Genomic DNA, 18348 nt, shown 5'->3' on the forward strand with positions numbered 1-18348 from the left:
CACGTCGGGGTGCAGCGGCTCAAGAACGGGCTCAACGCGGTGGGCGTCGCCTCCATCGCCGGTCGGGTGTCGGGCACCATCCTCACCGCGGTGGCCGACCTCGCCGAACAAGCCGGCTCGGACCGGATCCGGCTCACCCCGTATCAGAAGCTGGTAATCCTCGACGTGCCCGACACCCGACCGGCGATGGAGGCGACGCCCACCGCGTTGAGCCCGTTCTTGAGCCGCTGCACCCCGACGTGGTCGATCGGGTGCCTCAGCGGCTCGGGGGCGGGACCGTCGATCAGCGGCCGCTTGAGGTACTCGGTCTCCAGAACTTCACGGAATTTTTCGATGCCCCAGTCCTTGACCAGGAATTTCAGCCGCGCCTTGGCGCGCAGTCGCCGATAGCCGTAGTCGCGGAAGATCGAGGTCACCGCGTGCCACACCTCGGGCACCTCCTCGAGCGGCACCCAGGCGCCGACCCGCTGGCCCAGCATCGGGTTGGTCGACAGCCCGCCACCGACCCACAGGTCCAGGCCGGGACCGTGCTCGGGGTGGTTGACGCCGATGAAAGCGATGTCGTTGACCTCGTGCACCACGTCCTGCAGACCCGAGATCGCGGTCTTGTACTTGCGCGGCAGGTCGGCGAAGTCTGGCTGGCCGATGTAGCGGCGCACGATCTCGTCGATCGCCCAGGTCGGGTCCAGCACCTCGTCGAGCGACTCACCGGCCAGCGGTGAGCCCAGGATCACCCGCGGGCAGTCGCCGCACGCCTCGGCGGTCTGCAGCCCGACGGCGGCCAGTCGCCGCCAGATTTCCGGGACGTTCTCCACCTCGATCCAGTGGTACTGCACGTTTTCGCGGTCGGTGATGTCGGCGGTGTCGCGGCCGAATTCGGTGGAGATCTGGCCCACCGTGCGCAACGCGGCCGCCGACAGCGCGCCGCCGTCGCAGCGCACCCGCATCATGAAGTACCGGGCTTCCAGCAACTCGGCGTTGTCGTCGCCGGTGAACGTGCCGTCGTAGCCTTGTTCGCGCTGGGTGTACAGCCCCCACCAGCGGAAACGCCCCCGCAGGTCGCTCTTGTCGATGCTGTCGAAGCCGTTGCGGGCGTAGATCGTCTCGATGCGCTCCCGCACGTCCAGCGGGGCGCCGGCCTGCTTCATCTCTTCGTTCGGGTTCAGCGGCTCACGATTTCCCAGTGCCCATTGGCCCTCGTCACGGGCCTTCGCGGGTCGGGCGGTGGTCATCGGAAGTTCTCTCCTTCAAAAAGATCGCCAGCGCAGCGAGCGCAGTTCACCGACACTTTCGGGCGGCGCAAAACCGTCTGCCAGCTGGAGACACAGGGGGGCTGGGCCTACCACGTCAAGGCAGACAGATACAGCTGCAAACGCGCTTGAGATCAATGTGCCGTCGCGCCACGAGCACCATGTGCGGGCCGGGCTGGTTGACAGTCACGTCACCCATTGTGCCATGGATGCCGAAGGGCCATGCGAGCAGGTCAAATCTCGGCTCACGGTGATTAAAACTACCGGCCCGCAACGGGGGATCCCACCCCGAATGCCCAGGACCACCGTGCGGTGAATCCATGCGGAACGGCCGCCGGTGCAGACGGGGCCGACGGCCCCGGGCCACCCGCTCTTCGTGGGATCATTTGGCATGGCCATTCGCGAAAAACCGGTCGAGCTGCCCGACGTCGGGGCGGTCGCTGGGCGGCCGTTTGGCATCTATGTGCATGTTCCGTTTTGCGTAACACGCTGCGGCTACTGCGATTTCAATACGTACACCCCCGCCGAGCTGGGCGGAGTCAACCCCGACGCGTGGCTGAGCGCACTGGGGACCGAACTGGAACTGGCCGCCGCGCGGTTGCAGGCACCGCCGGTGACCACCGTGTTCGTCGGGGGCGGCACGCCGTCGCTGCTGGGCGGCGCGCGGATGGCCACGCTGCTGGACATGCTGCGCCGCCACTTCACGCTGGCACCCGACGCCGAGGTCACCACCGAGGCCAACCCCGAGTCGGCATGGCCGGATTTCTTCGACGCCATCCGCGCGGCCGGCTTCACCCGGGTATCGCTGGGGATGCAGTCGGTGTCGCCGAGAGTGCTGGGCGTCCTCGACCGCATTCACACCCCGAACCGGTCCGCGGCCGCCGCCCGCGAAGCCTTGGCGGCCGGTTTCGAGCACGTCAGCCTCGACCTGATCTACGGAACTCCGGGGGAGTCCGACGACGACCTGCTGCGCTCGGTCGACACGGCGATCGAGACCGGCGTGGATCACGTGTCCGCCTATGCGCTCGTGGTCGAGGAGGGCACCGCGCTGGCCCGGCGGGTCCGTCGCGGCGAACTGGCCCCACCGGACGACGACGTCCTGGCCCACCGCTACGAATTGGTCGATGCGCGACTGTCGCAGGCCGGGATGTCTTGGTACGAAGTCTCCAACTGGTCGCGACCCGGCGGTGAATGCCGCCACAACCTGGGCTACTGGGACGGCGGCCAGTGGTGGGGCGCCGGACCGGGCGCGCACGGCTACCTCGGCACGACGCGGTGGTGGAATGTCAAGCATCCCAACGCGTATGCGGAACTGTTGAGCGCCGCGGAGCTGCCGGTGGCCGGATTCGAGCAGCTCGATGCCGACGCCTTGCACACCGAGGACGTGTTGTTGAAAACGCGTCTACGCCAAGGACTTCCGGTTGGCCTGCTCAGTTCCGCCGAGCGCGGCCGCGCCGACGGCGTGGTCACCGACGGGCTGTTGGTGTCCGACGGTGACAGGCTGGTGCTGACTCCGCGCGGCCGGCTGCTGGCCGACGCCGTGGTGCGAACGATCCTGGGGTAGCGGCGTCGTCCGCGCGGTCAGACCCCGAACCAGCGCTCGAAGACGCGGGCGATCTCGATGTAGAGCGGGATGCCCACGGTGACGTTGTAGGAGAACGTCAGACCCAGTGAGGCGGCCAGCGGCAACGTCGGGCTGGCCTCCGGGATCGCCAGGCGCTGGACCGCGGGGACGGCGATGTAGGAGGCCGCACCGCAGAGAACCGCGAACAGCACGTAGGTTCCGGTCTTGAAATCGGTGTGGGTCAGCGACGCGTAGCTGCAGGCGACGATAATGCCCAGCGTCGCAAAGACATTCGGTGCCACCAGGCCGAACACGATGAATCCGGGTCCGGCGGTGCGAAGGTCCTTCAGTTTGCGCGACGCCGTCATGCCCATCTCGAGCAGGAACAGACACAGCACGCCCTGGAAGGCCATCACGAAGAATTTGTCGTCGTCGGCCACGACCTTCTGTCCCTGCAGCCCGCTGACCAGACCGATGATGATGCCCCCCATCAAAAGGACGAGGCCAGGATTGAGAAAGACTTCCTGAAACAGCTCCCGGGAGAAGATGGGCACCCGCTTGCCCTTCGGGCGCGGCGGGCTCTGGTCGGGCTCCCAATCCGGATGCTCCAGCTTTTCCAGCGAGAGCTCCAGCTCCTGCTCGATGGCCGCTTCCTCCTGGCTCTCGAGGCTCTGGCCGTGGGGAGGGCGCGCGGCGGTGCCCGGGCCGACCCCGACCTTGACCGGCGGTGTATAGCCGGCCTCGTCGGGCATATAGCCGGCGGAGTCCATGCCCCGGTGGCGCAGTCGCGCAACGAAATACAGCGCCACCAGGCAGCCCGGAATCTCCATGACGGCCAGCATCACCGGCATGTAGGCGTTGAAAGCGATGTTCACCGCGGTCAGGACGGCCACGCAGGTGGCGAAGGTTCCCGCCGAGTCAGACCCGTAGTAGCCGGCGATCGTCGCGCGGTCGACTTTGCGTAGCGATTTCAGGCGGCTGAGCCCCAAATAGGCCAACCCGCCGATCAGGCAGTTCAGCGCGAAGCCCAACACCATGAAGCCGACGATGGCACCGACGCTCGATGCGCTGACCTGGGCGAGCTCTTCCCCGCCGTGCCAGCCGATGGCCAGCAACAGGTACATCGTCAATCCCTGATAGATCACATAGGGGAATTCGAACCGCACCTTCAGGATGGGAATCAGAAATCCGAAGTAAAAGAACAGCAGTAGCGGTTTGAACAGGTTATGGGTGAAGTTGTGCCAGAACTCTTGCAGCATCGATGCCTCCGTTGGTTAAAGCGCTGATCTGGGGAAGCACCGTCCGCAAGCGGAGCAACCACGAAACATCCCGACGACCGTCAAGAATTTATCCCCGCCGCCGGCCCGTCGCCACTTGAAAGCACACAGGGCGGCGGCGTGTCCCATCGCTGTTGATAACCGACAAAAGCACTGGTCAAAGCCAAATCGGTGGGGAGGAAACCCGCGTCCGAGGGCGCAGCGGCGGCCGCGAGTTTGGTGTGAAGGTGCTGTGCGTTTACTGTGTAGTCAAATTCGGCTCAGCGGGCCGACGGGACGAGCGAGGGCCGCACGCCGGCCCCCTTTTGGCGGTGCGTCACCGAAAGCCACGCCGACGGCGAGTAATGCGTGGTTATTTCCTCGAATCCGTCGATCCGGGAAACCGAAAGCACGCCGGTCTGTGGATTGATTTCGAGCTCGTCGCCTTCGCTCGCATGCACTTCCTCGCCGTTGAAAAGCCGAATGATGAACATCGTGTTCCTCCAATCCGGCGGATGCGGGCTCCGGTGGGCAGTGCGCGCTACGAAAAGTCTGGCTGCCGCAGCGACGGTTTGTGCGGCCGCAACGTAAACGCTTGGGAAAGCTTTGGAGTGGCGATCTTCACAGGGGCCTGTAGGGCCGGCACCACGGCGACGTCCTTTACCCTGCTCTGCCTGCATGAACGGGTCGCAGGCGCCGGTGTCTCGCCAGGGGCGGGCCGCCGGCCGCGGGCCGGCCGAGGCTTTAACTCCGCGGGAGTTTTAGCTGAACGGGGCAATCGCGGGGTCACTTGGCGGGAGCGGTTGCGCGCAGCTACATAGGTTAGGCTACATTTACTAACCGTGACCGAGGTCAGCGTCGAGACAAGTTCCGCCGGCTCTGAGTCGCCGTCGATCCCGCTTCCCGTGCATATCGATCCGGCGGACCTGGCGGCCGAGTTGGCCGTGGTGCTGTCCGAGCGCGTCGGGGAAGAGTATCTGCTCTACGAGCGCGGCGGTGAATGGGTGCTCGCCACCGGCGTGCGCGCCATGATCGAGCTGGACAGCGACGAGCTGCGGGTGATCCGCGCCGGCGTGACCCAATGCCAGCAATGGTCGGGCCGGCCGGGCCCGGTTCTCGGTGAAGCCATCGACCGGCTGCTGCTGGAGACCGATCAACTCTTCGGCTGGATCGCCTTCGAATTCGGCGTGTACCGCTACGGGCTGCAGCAGCGGCTGGCGCCGGGAACCCCACTGGCTAGGGTCTTTTGGCCGAACGGTCGCATCGTGGTGACCCGGGAGGGGGTCCGCCTGTTCGGTACCTCGGCCGACCACCGGGACGCAGTCCTGGGTGTGCTCGGCGACGGCGTGCCCGACGTGCGCGCCGCGTCGGCGGTCGACGTGGTCGCCGACCCGTCCCGCTACCGCGATCGGGTCGCGGCGGCCGTGGGCGAGATCGCCGCGGGCCGCTACCACAAGGTCATCCTTTCCCGCTCACTCGATGTGCCTTTCCCGCTCGACTTCCCGTCCACCTATCGGCTGGCCCGGCGGCACAACACCCCGGTGAGGTCGTTTCTGCTGCGGCTGGGCGGAATTCGCGCCGTGGGTTATAGCCCCGAACTGGTCGCGGCCGTGCACCAGGACGGCGTCGTGGTGACCGAGCCGCTGGCGGGTACCCGCGCGCTCGGGCGCGGCGAGGTCCATGACCGCCAGGCCCGCGACGACCTGGAGTCGAATTCCAAAGAGATTGTCGAGCACGCCATTTCGGTACGAAGCTCGCTGCAGGAAATGACCGAGATCGCCGAACCGGGTACCGCCGTCGTCACCGATTTCATGACCGTGCGGGAACGGGGGAGCGTGCAGCACCTCGGCTCCACGGTCAGCGGTCGGCTCGACACCTCGAACGACCGGATGGACGCGCTCGAAGCGCTGTTCCCGGCGGTCACCGCGTCGGGCATCCCGAAAGCCGGTGGCGTCGAAGCGATCATGCGCCTCGACGAGGGCCCGCGCGGGCTGTATTCGGGTGCGGTCGTGATGATTTCGGCCGACGGCGGCCTGGATGCGGCGCTGACGCTGCGGGCGGCCTACGAACGTGACGGTAAAACGTGGCTGCGGGCGGGTGCGGGCATCATCGAAGAGTCCACCCCCGATCGCGAGTTCGAAGAGACCTGCGAGAAGCTGTCCACGTTGGCGCCGTATCTGATTGCGCGCCAATAGGTTAAGCGGTCAGGTGCGCGCACGCCGGCCTCAGACCGAAGAGGTCGATTCGAGATAGTCGGTCAGGATGCGGCCGACGAGCGACTCAATATTGGATTCGATGGACGACGCGAGCGTGGCGGTCACGGTCGCCACCGCCTGGGTCCGGAAGCGCACCAACATGGTGATCAGCTCTGCGATTTCGGCGTCGGCAGGCAGCGGTTCGCCGGGCTTGATGCGGTCGAGCACGTGTTCGGCCCCGGCGCGCACCAGCATGTCGCTGATCTTGTCGATCTCGGGGACGATCTGTTCGTGCAGGTCGATCAGCTTGTCCAATTTGACGCCGTAGTCGCGGATTTCGTTGAACGCCTCGATCAGTTTCGGGCGGGTGATGGTGGCCTGTGTCCCATCGATCCGGATCACCTGAAGCGCCACCAGGCGCTCGAACGCATCGGCGTCGTCGACCAGTCGCTGGGCGTCGGTCAGCGATACGGTTTCCGGCTTCTCCGTCGTCCAGGTGCCTACGATGGCGGTTTCCAGACCCAGCACGTCGCCGAGGTTCTTGCCTTCCTCCCACGCGCTCAGCATTTCTCGCACGTGCGCGATGTTGTAGCCGCGGTCGAGCATCGACGTGATGAGTCGCAGCCGGGTCAGGTGGGTGTCGTTGAACAGGGCGATGCGCCCCACCCGCAGCGGGGGCGGCAGCAACCCGCGGTCACGGTAGACGCGGATGTTGCGGGTGGTGGTGCCGGCCAGCCGGGCCAGGTCGTCGATCCGATATTCACCGGAGTTCGCGTCGCCGTGCGGCTGCCGGACGGCCGACTCGAAAAGCTGGGACACCGCCCCCTCGATGAGTTGGCGGTATTCCCGCGATTGGCGCCGCACGCGCTTGGGTGCGCGCCGCACGTTGTGCAGCACGCCGGCGATGGTGCCGGGTTCGGGCCGCGATGCGCGCTCGGTGGCCATGTCGGTGTGGCCTTCAGGCCGACGCGGTGGCCTGGGTCTGGGCGCGGCGTGCCACCGCCTGGTAGTCCTCGTATCGAAAATCCCTCATCTGGCGAAGATACTGCGTCGCGAAACCTGGGTACATCGACCCGTTGAATCCGTCCTTGGTGAGGTACCAACTGCGGCACCCCGACATCCAGGTCGTCTTGGTGAGCCGGCGCTGAAGGTCCTCGTTGTGCCGACGCTGGACCTCGTCAAGCACGTCGAGATAACGCAGGTCGTCGTTGAGGATGGTGGTGATGCCGCGCACGGCGTAGTCGAGCTGACCCTCGATGTAGACCAGCAGCGAGTTGTGGCCCGGTCCGGAATTGGGCCCGGTCATGACGAACAGGTTCGGATACCCGTGCACGTTGATGCTCTTGTAAGCCTGTGCGCCGGCGGCCCATTCGGCGGCCAGCGAGCGACCGCCGAGCCCGGTGACCGGAAAGGGCGGACCGGTGAGATGCACGTCGTAGCCGGTGGCGAAGACGATGCAGTCGAGGTGGTGCTCGATGCCGTCGCTGGTGCGAATGCCGACCGGGCTCAACGTGGCGATCGGCCAGTCGATGAGCTTGCAGTTGTCGCGTTGCAGCGCCGGGTAGTAGTCGCTGGACACCAGCATGCGTTTGCATCCGGGTCGGAAGTCCGGCGTCAGCTGACGGCGCAGCCACGGGTCTTTCACCTGGGCGCGCAGGTGGGCCCGCCCCAGCCGGGCGACCAGCGACGTCAGCGGTGTGTCCCAGACCAGGGCCGTGGCGCTTGCCTCGTGGCCCCAGTACAGCGCCTGGCGCGCAAGCTGTTGGGTAGCAGGGAGTTTGGTGAACAAGGATTGCACGGCCGGCGGGGTGGCGACGTCCAAGCGTGGCAACACCCAGCACGGTGTGCGCTGAAAGACCTTGACGAATCCGGCGCGCTTGACCAGCTCCGGGACGATCTGGATGGCGCTGGCGCCGGTACCGATGACCGCGACCCGCTTGCCGGCGAAGTCGTAGTCGTGATCCCAGCGTGCGCTGTGAATCTTGTGTCCGCGGTAGCTGTCCAGGCCCCGGATGTCGGGGAAGCTGACGTCGGACAAGGGGCCCGAGGCGAGCACGACGGTGCGGGCGCGAAACCTCTTGCGGTTCTTGGTGGTCGCGGTCCAGATGCCGGCTTCCTCGTCGAAGGTCAAGTCCTTGACTTCGTGGCCGAACCTGATGCGGCTGCGGATGTCGAACCGGTTCGCCATGTCCTCGAGGTGGCGGTAGATCTCGGGGGCGGGTGAGTAGGTGCGTGACCAGGTCGGGTTCTTGACGAAGGAGTAGGAGTACAGCAGCGACGGGACGTCACAGCTGGCGCCGGGATACGTTGTGTCGCGCCAGGTCCCGCCGACGCGGTCGGCGCGTTCGAGCAGCACGACGTCGTCGATGCCGGCCTCGGCCAGACGGATGGCCGCCCCCAGGCCGGTGAAACCGGCCCCGATGATGAGCGCCGCGTGGGCGCGGTTGTTCGCCACGGTCATGCCGCCGGCTCGTGGGTGAGTTCTCCGACCCAGGTGGGTACCGACGGCAGCAGCGGCCGCGGGTACCGGTCGGAAAGCCACACCATCGAATTCGCCAACAAGTGGTACGGGTGGCGCGGGTTGGTGACCACTCCGGCGTAGCGCCTCAGGAAACGATAAGTCGGCACCCGCCTGGTGCTTTCGCCGCGGTCACCAAGCTCCTTAAACCGCTTGACAGCCCGGTAGAGGCGTTCTGGCTCCATACCCATGGCGGTGATCTCGTTGCGGATCCTGTTGATCAGCGGCGCGCCCATGATCGCACCGATGATGAGACCCGGAGTGGCATTGTGGCCGACGAAGTCGATCAGCAACCGTCGGATCTTCGCGTGTCCGATCATGTCGAGAACTTCGAAATCGACGACCAGATGGCGTGATTCGTCATTGTTGATCTTCTCGAAAACCTGGTGGCAAAGCGGGTCGTGCACCTCGTCGAGGAGGAATTTCAACAGGGCACCGTCCAGTGCGACTTCGAGCATCGGAATGACGGTGCCCAGCAGGGACAGCGGCATGTCGTCGGCCCAGCGGTCCAACCAGTCGATCGCCAACCGTATGTTCACATTCGGCTCGGGAATCTCGCCGTCTGCGAGCATGCCCCAGCGCTTCATCAGCGCCAGTTCGGCGTTGGCGTGGCGCTGCTCCTCGGCGTGGAAGTAGCGGTAGATCTCGGCGATGGTCGGTGTGGGTGCCTTCTTCGCCAGCGCCGCGAAGCCCCTGGCCCCGATGTTTTCGATCCAGCACAGGTCGGCCATGAAAGCCTTGAGCTGTGGCCGCTGTTCGTCACTGATCAGTTCGGCGCCGGGCGCATCCCAGTCGATGTCGGCGAGTGCCCACTGGCGGTCTTTGATCTTGGCAAGCATGGCTTCCATGTCGATGGCCATCGGGAGCTCCTTTTCGTTCGGTGATCAGGGCAGGTTGATGCGGGACACAAGGCCGGCCGCACGCGTATAGGTCTGTGGGGCCAGCCGTTTGATGTTCCAGCCGATCTTGGCGTCGAATTGCGGCATGCAGTACAGCTCGCCGCGGTCGTGAGCGTCCAGGCAGTCCCGTGCGACCTTCTCGGCGGATAATCCGGTCCAGCGCATCAGTTTTGCGGCCAGCTCGCTCGATTGCTCGCTGATCCTGCCGGATTCGAGGATGTTCGTCTTGACGAAGGTGGGGCACAGCACCGTGACCCGCACCGGCGTGCCGGCCAATTCGGCGGCAAGGGTTTCCGAGAGTGAGAGCACACCGGCCTTGCTGACGTTGTAGGCGGCCATGCCGGGCGCCGCTCCGAACGCCGCGGCCGAGGCCACGTTGATGATGCCGCGGGGGGCGCGTGACCGCTCGGCCTCGCGCAGGATCGGGGCGAACACGTGGCAGCCGTGGATAGGCCCCCACAGGTTGATGCCCAGGGTCCACCCCCAATCGTCCAGCGGTGCGTCACCGATGGCGGCACCGCCCGCGCCGACACCGGCGTTGTTGATGACCAGCGTGGGTGGGGCCGCGAACCAGGCCTGCGACTGTTCGGCCAGCGCCTGCACATCCTCGAATCTCGATACGTCGCAACGGATGGCGGTCGCCTTGGCGCCCTGCTCGGTGATCGTGTCGGCCGTTTGCTGTGCGGCGGCCTGGTCGATGTCGCTGCACACGACAGCGCCGCCGCGCTTGCCGAGTTCGACGGCGAACGCGGCCCCGATGCCGCTGCCGGCGCCGGTCACCACGGCCGAGGCGCCCTGGCTCGTTTTCGGCCTGTGGAGGAGTCTGTCCAACATGTCAGCGGGTCCCTTCGGTGACGGCGCGCGCATCCTGCAGGGCGTGCGCGATGAAGCGCGCGACGTAGGCCATCGCCTTGGCGGCCTCCGGTGTCATGCGCGGCAGCGCCTGAAAGACGTGGACCTGATGGGGCCAGATCTGCAGTTCGCATCTGCCACCGGCAATTTGGATGTCGGCGGCGAGCTGGCGCGCGTCCTCCTGCAGCATCTCGGCGCCGCCGGCCTGGATCAGAGTCGGGGGGAGTGCGTGGCCGCCGGCGACGTCGAGCGTCAGCCGCTGATGGGTGAGGTCGATGCCGCTGTGGTAGAGGCCGACGAGGCGGACCGCGTTCGCCGCCCGCGTGGCGGGATCGGGGCGTATCCGCTCACGGGCCAGCGCCAGTTCGAACGTGAGGTCGTACAAGGGCGAGAACAGCACCATGGCGGCGGGGTGCTCGACCCCGGGTTGCAGCAGCAAGTCGACGGACAGGTGACCACCCGCCGAATCCCCAGCGATCACAATGTGTTTCGGCGGAACAATGCCCGTGTCGACCAGCCAGTCCCAGCCGGCGCGGACGTCGTCGGCCGCGGTGGGGAAGCGATGCTTCGGAGCGAGTCGGTAGTCGATGCAGAACACCGGCAGCCCGGTCAGGGCCGATAACCAGGATGTCAAGCGGCGGTGGGTCTTTGGCGAGCACACGGCGTAGCCGCTGCCGTGCACGTAGTAGATCGCACCCTCGCTCGTCGACGATCGCTCGGTGCCGCTGGTGGGCGTGCGCGGTCCATAGACCCATTCGCCCTTGACGCGCCGACCGTCGGGCAGCCTGGTGTCGACGGATTCGACGCGGGTGCCCGCGAGCGAGGGGCCGAATGTCCCCATGATCCTGGCGACGATCTGGCGCGATAACCACAGACCCCACGCCCGTTCGGGCGGGATCACGCTGGTGATTGGCCGCAGGGTGTACGCACTTACCGCTGCCGCGCCGCGGGATCGCAATGACCCGCGAGCCGGAACGCCGTCCGTCATGCAACGCAGTCAACACCAAATGGTGACATTGGTCAATGGCATCTTTGGAGTACCAGGAGATGGTAGCCCTCTGCCGCTGTCGGTTCTCATTTTGGATGGCAAATTTCTCACATGAATGGCGAACGCAGGCGAATCCGCCAAGAGTGCCTACGCGCGAGCCTCGAATCCCAAGTCCCGCGGGCCATTACGCCACGGCATCCGGAATGCCCAGCGTCAACTTTGGCGGGTAGCGGACTCGTGCGGCGTGTCAAGCAGAGCGACGGCCGTGCGGACATAGGCGTCGAGGTCCATATCGTCGCCGTACACGCTGATCTGGATCAAGGCACCCTGCAGCAGAGACATAGCCAGCCGCCCGAACTGATCGGGGTCGATCGCCGCGGCGAGTTCGCCGCGCTCTTGCGCGGCCTGCGCGAGTGTCGCAAAGCCGTCGCGTAGGCGCGAAAGCCCAGCGCGGGCGGCGGCGTTGAGTTCCGGGTCGCGCTGTTGTTCCCCGATCAGGTGGGGGAAGATACGGGCGCGCTGTTCGACGGTGCCCAGTTCGACGTTGCGGTTTTGCTCTATCAATTCTGCCAACGCTTCGCCGGGCCGGCGTAGACGGCCACCAGGCAGGGCTTCGGTGATCACCGTCGCCGCTTGAGTGAGGAACCCCATCGTCTCGGCGATGATGGCGCGTACGAGGTCGTCCTTGCCTTCGAAATAGCTGTATACCGCACCCGGACTGAGGTCGGATTCTTTGAAGATCTCCTGCATCGTAGTGCGGTGGAACCCATCGCGCGCAAAGCAAGCAAGCGCCGCTGACAAGATCTGGCGGCGCCTTGCCGCGACGTGCTCATCGGTCACTTTCGGCATATCACCACGGATTCTACCTTGACAGCGAACGCTCGTTTCACTATAAAGAACGAATATTCGTTTTAGGAGCCAGCATGTCATTTCAGCCGCTCGTCGACCAGTTGGATGCGCGCGTTGCCGGCGCGCCTGGCGACCGCGCCATCGCGAAGCGGGACCTCGTGCCCGGCACGCTGATCGCTGTGACGATGGGCGTCGGGTTCTGGCTTGCCAGCCATGGGGCCAGCCTGAAAGTCACCTTCATCCCGGGGGCCGTCGCCACCTGGTTGCTGTTTGTGTGGTGCTATCGAAGTCGGCTGCCGCTGCCCACGGTCAACAGATTCCTACCCGCCTTCTGCTGCGTCCTGGCTGTGCAATTCGTGCACTTCACCGAGGAATTCGTCACCGGCTTTCGAACCCACTTCGCCGAGCTCTACGGTGGGGCTCCCTACTCGAATGACGCCTTCGTCTCGGTCAACATGAGCGCCTACGCGGTCATGATCGTCGCCTGCGTGATCGCGTTGACCACTCGGCTGCGCTTCGCAATCGTTCCCGCCATTTTTTTCATCTTCTACGGCGCGATAGGCAACGCCATCGCGCACACGTGGTGGAGCATCATGCTCGGCGCCTACTTCCCCGGACTGATCACCGCTCAGCTGTACTGGATCGCGGGACCATACCTGCTCTACAAACTGGTCGGGGACCGCCGGGTGACCGCGATCGCTGTTCTCGGGTTCGCCGTGGTGCTCATCCCGCTTCTCGCGTTGGCGGCCGACACCGCGGCAGCCTGACACGGGTGCGTTGACGCTCACGCGCCCACCTGGTGGCCACCGGGTCAGCAGTTTGCAAGATCATCAGACAATCCAGGGTGCACACCCGATATCAGTCCGGCGCTACCGGCGACTTGCTGCAACAGGCTGCGCAGGGTGTCGCGTTCGCGTGCCGAAAGGTCAGCGGTGACCACATCTTCGAGCGCGCGGGCGGACCCATCCAGCTTGAGCAGAAGTCGGTGGCCCCGCTCGGTCAGGGTGATCGCGAACGCCCGCCGATCAGCGGGATGCGGCCTGCGTTGCACCAGGCCATCGGCTTCCAGCGCGTCAATGATGTTGACCATCACATTGCGGTGGATGCTCAGCTGCGCCGCCAACTCGCGTTGCGACTGGCCATTGCGCGCCGCCAGCGCAGCCAGCACCGCATAGGTGCGCGGTTGCACGCCGCTGTCTGCGATCAGGCGCTGAAACTCGGCCGCCACGTAGGAGCCCAACTGCGACAACAGAAATGGGATGCGTTCATCGAGACTGGCGATGCCTTTTGCGACCCTCGTCATAGACCGGAGTCTAGCAACGCACATGGTCATCATTTATAGTGATAATCACTAATAGTGCATAGTAGAGGAGAAGTCATGAAGCTGGTCATCTTTGGAGCCAATGGCCAAACCGGCCGGCTGGCGACTGCGATCGCCCTCGGTGCCGGCCATGATGTGGTCGCGGTGACCCGAAGGCCAGGTGAGTTCCCGTTGGCAGGGCCGAGGCCGACCGTCGCCGGGGCTGATGCGCGGGATGCCGCGGCGGTCCGGCCACTCGTCGAGGGTGTCGATACGGTGGTGTCAACGCTGGGTGTCACGTTCACTCGGGGCGCAGTAGACACGTACTCGCTCGGAACCGGAAACATCGTGACCGCCATGCACAGCGCGCGCACCCGGCGCCTTGTGGTGGTCAGCTCGACAGCTGCATTTCCTGTGCGTCGGTCGCGAGTTCCGTTGTCGCTCCGGCTGATCGAGCCGGTCCTGACTCGCACGATCGGCAAGACTGTTTATGACGACATCCGGCGCATGGAGAAGATCGTGCGTGCCAGCGGCCTCGATTGGACGGTTGTTCGCCCATCAGGGCTGTTCGATCTTCCCGAGCGCACCCGGTACCTGTGTGGAGAGGTTGATCCCGTCGGTGCGTTCACTGCGCGCGTCGATTTGGCCGACTATCTGGTGGCCGTGGCCGCTGACGCGGCGGCGGTCCGTCGCACCGTGATCGTGTCGACCACTGAAAACACTCCAAGCCTGTGGCAAGTGATTAGGCGGGAAGCGAGATCGGGCAGTGACTCGGGCACGCAATCGGTGCACACATCCTGAGAGTGCTCCCTGTCGAAACCGCGGCTGCCCGAACGCGGATACATCGGCAACGTGCGATTCGCCGAGACCTCGTCTGACGACCCGCGACTGGAGAGGCATCAATGATCCTCACACCGCACCCGACACGCAGGTCTGACGCATCTGCGTGATCGCGGCATATCCGTGGCAGCCGATGATGCCGGTGCCGGATATGCCAGCTTCACCCAACTGCTGCGGCTACGCCCCGACATCAACAAGATCGATGGCGAGTTGATCGCCGGCATCGACGACGATCCCGTCAAACGTGCGCTGGCAACCGCGCTGAACTCGCTGGCATCCGAGCTGCACGCGAAATTAGTGGCCGAGCTGTGAAGACCCCAACCAACTCCGGCTGCCGGCACGCCCGCATTCACAGCCCCCACGTGTTCCCTTCGGACCGGCAACCTAACGACTAGACGAGGACGCTGCCGCCGTCGACCTTGACGACCGCTCCTGTGGAGTATGTCTGCTCGATGCAGTACAGGTAGGCCCGTGCCACCTCGTCGGCCTCGGCGATCCTGGTCAGCGGGATCCGTTCTGCTGCGGCAGCGAACATCGCGTCGCGATCCTCCCTGCCCATGTTGTCCCACAGCGGCGAGCGCACTACACCTGGGGCGACAGCATTCACCCGCACCGGCGCCAGCTCGACCGCCAGAGCGGCGGTCAGCGCATTCATTGCGCCGCACAGACTTACCGGCAACGCGCCGAATTCCGGCTGCTCGGCGGCCGATCCGCTGGTCAGCGTGATCGAACCACCCGCGGGCAGGAGCGGCCCGAGCACCCGGGCCGCGCTGCACGCCCCGATGAAGCGGGTTTGGTAGAAGCCGGCGATAACGTCAGGTGTCAGCCCGGCCAGCGGCACCATCTCCAGCGGCTCGCCCGCGGTGTAGACAAGGTGGTTGACCGGGCCGACCCGTTCGGCCAGTCGCTCGATGGACGCGGGGTCCGCGAGGTCAACGGTGGCGCCGACCGCGCCGGCGGGCAGCGAGCCCAGCGCGCGCTCAACACTCGGCGTCCGGCGTGAGGCGACGATGGGGGTGGCGCCGCGCTCGGCGGCTGCCGCAGCCACGGCCAGGCCGATGCCCGATGTCCCCCCGATGATCAGGACGCGTTGGTTGTGCAGACTCATGTATTCAGGGTCAAGGAGGGGGCTCCTACTCGTCCAACACCCTTCTCGTCCGGGGGCGATACCCTCTGGGTATGGCTCCAGTGGATCTGGATATGCGCAAGCTGCGTTACTTCGTCGCGGTGGCGGAGGAACTCAACTTTGGCCGGGCCGCGGCACGCCTGCACATCGCCCAACCGGTGCTGTCCCGTCAAATTCGCGCGCTCGAGCACGAGCTGGGAATCAAGCTGCTCAATCGGGGCACCCGCGGGACGACGCTGACCGCTGCCGGTTTGCGGCTACTCGACGACGGCCGTTTCTTGCTCACGGAAGTGCAGGCGCTGCAGCAGCGGCTAGCGCAGGCCGAAGCCCCCGCCGTAGTGGTCACGGTCGGCGTACTACCCGGGCTGTTGGCGACCGCTGCCGCCCGGGCGTTCGAGGCGGGCGACCCGGCTCGCCGCACGGTGATCGTGCCGGTGACCTGGAACGAGCAGGCCGAAGTGATCCGCCGCGGCGATGTGCAGGTCGTCTACGCTCGCTCGCCATTCGACCTGTCCGGCCTGGCGACAGCGCCGCTCCTTGAGGAGCCGCGCGACGTAGTGCTGCCCGTCGGTGATCCTTTGGCCGAGCGGCCGTCGGTATCGCTGGACGATTTGGCGGCGCGACGGTTGCTGCAGAACCCCGCATCGGTGCCCGAGTGGTACGCCATCGCCAGCCCGGAGTTGCGCCGCGCGGCAGTGCAGTCGTCGGTCAGCGGGGTCGAGCAGAAGCTTGAATTAGTCGCTGCCGGCGCAGGTTTCGCAGTTCTGCCTCGGTCGACGGCCGTGTCGTACCGGCGGCCAGACTTGCGGGTAGTGCCGGCCGACGGCCTCGCTCCCAGCCGGGTGGTGCTGGCGTGGGACGCCACGATCACTGATGCGGCGCGCGACGACTTCATTACAGCCGCGCTGGCCTGTGCCGGACAGACGATCGATCCGACCTCGCGAACGTAAGATATCGATAGTTATGCTACAAGGGTTCACTTCATGAGATATCCGGCAGATCAGAAGGCTAAGGCGCGCGCCGCGTTACTCCGTGCGGGCACGCGCTCGATGAAGGTCGCGGGTTTCAACGGGATCGGGGTGGACGGGCTGGCCGCGGCGGCGGACGTGACCTCGGGGGCCTTCTATTCAAACTTCGCCAACAAGGAAGCGATGCTTGAGGCGATTGTCGAGGCCGCCGTCGGTGAACCTTTCGTTTCCGACACGAAATCGGGCACGAGGGCCGAACGCAGGGCGAAGCTGAAAGCGTTTGTCGCGGAATACCTCAGCGCCTACCACGTGGAAAATCCGGACGACGGATGCGTGATGCCGACCCTCAGCGCCGATGTGGCGCGGGCGGGAGTGTCCACTCGGGACGCGTACGAACACAAGATCAACGCGCTGGCGGGGCGGATGGCGGAGCTATTTGACGGCGCGGACCCGGAACGCCGGGCGTGGAGCCTGGTCGCGCTGATGGTGGGAGCGGTGTCGATCTCGCGCGCCATGTCTGATCCCGCCAGGCAGGCCGAGGTGCTCGACGCCGCGAATAAGACCGCGGACAGGCTCATTTCACCCGGCAAACGACGCATATGACCGGCGGCGGCACGCGGGCTTAGCGACCTTGGGTCGTTTGACGCGTGCTCTCCTAGCCGAGGTGCGTCGCGAACCAGTCCCGGGCCGCCCCGGCCGCCAGCGCGAACCCGTCGCCCGTGTACGCCGCGAAGTGGCCGCCGGGCACGAAAACGATCTTCTTTGGTTCGGCCGCGGTCTGGTACGCGGCCGCCGCCAGGCTCCCACCGGTCAAGTTGTCCTCGCGACCGACGATCATGAGCAACGGCGTTGGTGTGATGTCGGGCAGGTAGCGCGCCGGTTCGTACCCGTAGAAGTTGTCCACGCTTCGCAACGAGACCTCGTTGGGCCATTGCGGATCCAGCGCCGCGCGCGCCTCGGTGAAGAACGCGTAGGCGTCCGAAGTGGGCAGGCCCACCAGCGTGGTCGGCTCCGCCCCGACGACTGGCACCATTTCCGGTGGGGCGCCGCGAGCGCGGGCTCGCCGGTCCGCGGTGAACCGCTGGGGGCCGACCACCTGATTGTTCACCCGGGCAAGGTTGGCATAGGTCGACCGGCCGCTGATGAACGGCGCCTGGCCGCAAACGGCCTGCACTCGCCGGTCGATCGCGGCGACAACGAACGCGTGCGCCGCCGAGAAGCTCGTTCCCCAGACGCCGATACGATCGGGGTCGACCCCGGATCGGTTCTGCGCGTAAGTGATTGCATGCTGGTAGTCGCGGATCTGCTCCCATGGGTCGACTTCGTGGCGTGGCTTGCCGGGCGCTGTCCCCGACTCGCCCCAGCCCCGATGGTCGAAGACCAGCACGCAAAGTCCCGCCGCCGCGAACACCTCGGCAAACTTGTCAAGGTGCATCTTCTTCGTTGACGTCCATCCGTGCGCCATGACCACACAGGAACTCGCCCTCCCCGCTCGGCGCTCTCGCCGCCCGTGGTACCACCACGCGTGGAGAATTGCTCCCTCGGCATCGATCGTGACGTCCTCGCGCAGCACTGCTCATCACCCCTCGAAATGGTTTGCAGCACTGACGTTTCCACAATGCTCCGGATACCGTCCAATACCGAATCGGGCGCCCGGCCATACCTCGCGGGTATGACCGATCAGGGCTAGCCATCAGATAGCGGTCGTTATATAGTGATCGTTATCCAATAATCCACGATGGA

At 65.8% G+C, this 18348-nt stretch carries 19 protein-coding genes and 2 pseudogenes; 8 read left to right on the forward strand and 13 right to left on the reverse strand.

Annotated features, from left to right (window positions below):
• Positions 1-66 precede the first annotated feature (66 nt).
• A pseudogene (locus A5622_RS30660) lies at positions 67-117 on the forward strand (hypothetical protein); the annotation flags it as partial.
• A gap of 47 nt (positions 118-164) precedes the next feature.
• Here A5622_RS30660 and A5622_RS04540 read toward each other — a convergent pair.
• Together A5622_RS04540 and A5622_RS30665 are read right to left on the reverse strand one after the other, a co-directional pair.
• Positions 165-1232 (reverse strand): annotated as a pseudogene (locus tag A5622_RS04540) (nitrite/sulfite reductase); the annotation flags it as partial.
• Positions 1233-1347: 115 nt separating this feature from the next.
• Positions 1348-1572, reverse strand: coding sequence for an Ms4527A family Cys-rich leader peptide (locus A5622_RS30665; protein WP_369829216.1), 225 nt, complete (start codon positions 1570-1572; stop codon positions 1348-1350).
• A 69-nt stretch (positions 1573-1641) separates the two neighbouring features.
• Between A5622_RS30665 and hemW the strand changes: the two genes are divergently transcribed.
• Positions 1642-2814, forward strand: coding sequence for a radical SAM family heme chaperone HemW (gene hemW / locus A5622_RS04545; protein WP_066876970.1), 1173 nt, complete (start codon positions 1642-1644; stop codon positions 2812-2814).
• A gap of 17 nt (positions 2815-2831) precedes the next feature.
• Here hemW and A5622_RS04550 read toward each other — a convergent pair whose 3' ends face one another.
• Together A5622_RS04550 and A5622_RS04555 are read right to left on the reverse strand one after the other, a co-directional pair.
• Entirely contained in the window at positions 2832-4073 is a 1242-nt protein-coding gene (locus A5622_RS04550; RefSeq protein ID WP_066868879.1) for a sodium-dependent bicarbonate transport family permease, read from the reverse strand.
• Positions 4074-4351: 278 nt separating this feature from the next.
• Positions 4352-4564, reverse strand: a complete 213-nt coding sequence (locus A5622_RS04555; protein ID WP_066876972.1) for a hypothetical protein — start codon at positions 4562-4564, stop codon at positions 4352-4354.
• Positions 4565-4912: 348 nt separating this feature from the next.
• On the opposite strand from A5622_RS04555, the gene A5622_RS04560 reads away from it, so the two are divergent.
• A complete protein-coding gene (locus A5622_RS04560) occupies positions 4913-6265 on the forward strand; it encodes a salicylate synthase (RefSeq protein ID WP_066876974.1) in 1353 nt (450 codons plus the stop codon).
• Positions 6266-6295: 30 nt separating this feature from the next.
• Here A5622_RS04560 and A5622_RS04565 read toward each other — a convergent pair whose 3' ends face one another.
• The 6 genes from A5622_RS04565 to A5622_RS04590 form a co-directional block, all read right to left on the reverse strand.
• The gene (locus A5622_RS04565) at positions 6296-7210 is read right to left on the reverse strand and encodes a MerR family transcriptional regulator (protein ID WP_066876976.1); all 915 of its coding nucleotides are present in this window, start codon (positions 7208-7210) and stop codon (positions 6296-6298) included.
• 13 nt (positions 7211-7223) lie between these two features.
• Complete coding sequence (locus A5622_RS04570; protein WP_066876978.1) at positions 7224-8726, reverse strand: NAD(P)/FAD-dependent oxidoreductase; 1503 nt, start codon at positions 8724-8726, stop codon at positions 7224-7226.
• Positions 8723-9643, reverse strand: coding sequence for a reductase (locus tag A5622_RS04575; protein ID WP_066876980.1), 921 nt, complete (start codon positions 9641-9643; stop codon positions 8723-8725). Before A5622_RS04575 ends, A5622_RS04570 begins: the two co-directional genes overlap by 4 nt.
• Positions 9644-9667: 24 nt before the next feature.
• Positions 9668-10516, reverse strand: a complete 849-nt coding sequence (locus tag A5622_RS04580) for an SDR family oxidoreductase (protein WP_066876982.1) — start codon at positions 10514-10516, stop codon at positions 9668-9670.
• A 1-nt stretch (position 10517) separates the two neighbouring features.
• A complete protein-coding gene (locus A5622_RS04585; RefSeq protein WP_156752837.1) occupies positions 10518-11522 on the reverse strand; it encodes an alpha/beta hydrolase in 1005 nt (334 codons plus the stop codon).
• 213 nt (positions 11523-11735) lie between these two features.
• Positions 11736-12371 (reverse strand): TetR/AcrR family transcriptional regulator, encoded by a 636-nt coding sequence (locus tag A5622_RS04590; RefSeq protein ID WP_066876984.1) that lies wholly within the window; start codon positions 12369-12371, stop codon positions 11736-11738.
• 74 nt (positions 12372-12445) lie between these two features.
• Here A5622_RS04590 and A5622_RS04595 point away from each other — a divergent pair, with 74 nt between their 5' ends.
• Entirely contained in the window at positions 12446-13138 is a 693-nt protein-coding gene (locus A5622_RS04595; protein WP_082994528.1) for an HXXEE domain-containing protein, read from the forward strand.
• A 44-nt stretch (positions 13139-13182) separates the two neighbouring features.
• Here A5622_RS04595 and A5622_RS04600 read toward each other — a convergent pair whose 3' ends face one another.
• Positions 13183-13674, reverse strand: a complete 492-nt coding sequence (locus tag A5622_RS04600; protein WP_066876986.1) for a MarR family winged helix-turn-helix transcriptional regulator — start codon at positions 13672-13674, stop codon at positions 13183-13185.
• A gap of 75 nt (positions 13675-13749) precedes the next feature.
• Here A5622_RS04600 and A5622_RS04605 point away from each other — a divergent pair, with 75 nt between their 5' ends.
• Positions 13750-14472, forward strand: a complete 723-nt coding sequence (locus A5622_RS04605; protein ID WP_066876988.1) for an NAD(P)-dependent oxidoreductase — start codon at positions 13750-13752, stop codon at positions 14470-14472.
• Positions 14473-14604: 132 nt separating this feature from the next.
• On the forward strand, positions 14605-14823 hold the full coding sequence (locus A5622_RS04610) for an EAL domain-containing protein (protein ID WP_082994529.1): 219 nt from the start codon (positions 14605-14607) through the stop codon (positions 14821-14823).
• Between the two features lie 79 nt (positions 14824-14902).
• Here the strand turns inward: A5622_RS04610 and A5622_RS04615 are convergent, their stop codons facing one another.
• The gene (locus tag A5622_RS04615) at positions 14903-15619 is read right to left on the reverse strand and encodes an SDR family oxidoreductase (RefSeq protein WP_066876992.1); all 717 of its coding nucleotides are present in this window, start codon (positions 15617-15619) and stop codon (positions 14903-14905) included.
• 71 nt (positions 15620-15690) lie between these two features.
• Between A5622_RS04615 and A5622_RS04620 the strand changes: the two genes are divergently transcribed.
• Complete coding sequence (locus tag A5622_RS04620; protein WP_066876994.1) at positions 15691-16587, forward strand: LysR family transcriptional regulator; 897 nt, start codon at positions 15691-15693, stop codon at positions 16585-16587.
• 33 nt (positions 16588-16620) lie between these two features.
• Positions 16621-17208 (forward strand): TetR/AcrR family transcriptional regulator, encoded by a 588-nt coding sequence (locus A5622_RS04625; protein ID WP_066876996.1) that lies wholly within the window; start codon positions 16621-16623, stop codon positions 17206-17208.
• Positions 17209-17260: 52 nt separating this feature from the next.
• On the opposite strand, the gene A5622_RS04630 is transcribed toward A5622_RS04625, so the two are convergent.
• Positions 17261-18178: an alpha/beta hydrolase gene (locus A5622_RS04630; RefSeq protein ID WP_255361676.1), complete on the reverse strand. Its 918-nt coding sequence runs from the start codon at positions 18176-18178 to the stop codon at positions 17261-17263.
• Between the last annotated feature and the right edge of the window lie 170 nt (positions 18179-18348).

It is taken from the genome of Mycobacterium sp. 1245801.1 (genome assembly GCF_001673055.1).
Classification (GTDB): domain Bacteria; phylum Actinomycetota; class Actinomycetes; order Mycobacteriales; family Mycobacteriaceae; genus Mycobacterium; species Mycobacterium europaeum_A.

Excerpts from the sequence above, each read along its gene's own strand:
- A5622_RS30665 (WP_369829216.1), bottom strand. The coding sequence starts at position 1,572 with ATGGATTCACCGCACGGTGGTCCTGGGCATTCGGGGTGGGATCCCCCG.
- hemW (WP_066876970.1), top strand. The coding sequence starts at position 1,642 with ATGGCCATTCGCGAAAAACCGGTCGAGCTGCCCGACGTCGGGGCGGTC.
- A5622_RS04550 (WP_066868879.1), bottom strand. The coding sequence starts at position 4,073 with ATGCTGCAAGAGTTCTGGCACAACTTCACCCATAACCTGTTCAAACCG.
- A5622_RS04555 (WP_066876972.1), bottom strand. The coding sequence starts at position 4,564 with ATGTTCATCATTCGGCTTTTCAACGGCGAGGAAGTGCATGCGAGCGAA.
- A5622_RS04565 (WP_066876976.1), bottom strand. The coding sequence starts at position 7,210 with ATGGCCACCGAGCGCGCATCGCGGCCCGAACCCGGCACCATCGCCGGC.
- A5622_RS04570 (WP_066876978.1), bottom strand. The coding sequence starts at position 8,726 with ATGACCGTGGCGAACAACCGCGCCCACGCGGCGCTCATCATCGGGGCC.
- A5622_RS04575 (WP_066876980.1), bottom strand. The coding sequence starts at position 9,643 with ATGGCCATCGACATGGAAGCCATGCTTGCCAAGATCAAAGACCGCCAG.
- A5622_RS04580 (WP_066876982.1), bottom strand. The coding sequence starts at position 10,516 with ATGTTGGACAGACTCCTCCACAGGCCGAAAACGAGCCAGGGCGCCTCG.
- A5622_RS04585 (WP_156752837.1), bottom strand. The coding sequence starts at position 11,522 with ATGACGGACGGCGTTCCGGCTCGCGGGTCATTGCGATCCCGCGGCGCG.
- A5622_RS04590 (WP_066876984.1), bottom strand. The coding sequence starts at position 12,371 with ATGCCGAAAGTGACCGATGAGCACGTCGCGGCAAGGCGCCGCCAGATC.
- A5622_RS04595 (WP_082994528.1), top strand. The coding sequence starts at position 12,446 with ATGTCATTTCAGCCGCTCGTCGACCAGTTGGATGCGCGCGTTGCCGGC.
- A5622_RS04600 (WP_066876986.1), bottom strand. The coding sequence starts at position 13,674 with ATGACGAGGGTCGCAAAAGGCATCGCCAGTCTCGATGAACGCATCCCA.
- A5622_RS04605 (WP_066876988.1), top strand. The coding sequence starts at position 13,750 with ATGAAGCTGGTCATCTTTGGAGCCAATGGCCAAACCGGCCGGCTGGCG.
- A5622_RS04615 (WP_066876992.1), bottom strand. The coding sequence starts at position 15,619 with ATGAGTCTGCACAACCAACGCGTCCTGATCATCGGGGGGACATCGGGC.
- A5622_RS04620 (WP_066876994.1), top strand. The coding sequence starts at position 15,691 with ATGGCTCCAGTGGATCTGGATATGCGCAAGCTGCGTTACTTCGTCGCG.
- A5622_RS04625 (WP_066876996.1), top strand. The coding sequence starts at position 16,621 with ATGAGATATCCGGCAGATCAGAAGGCTAAGGCGCGCGCCGCGTTACTC.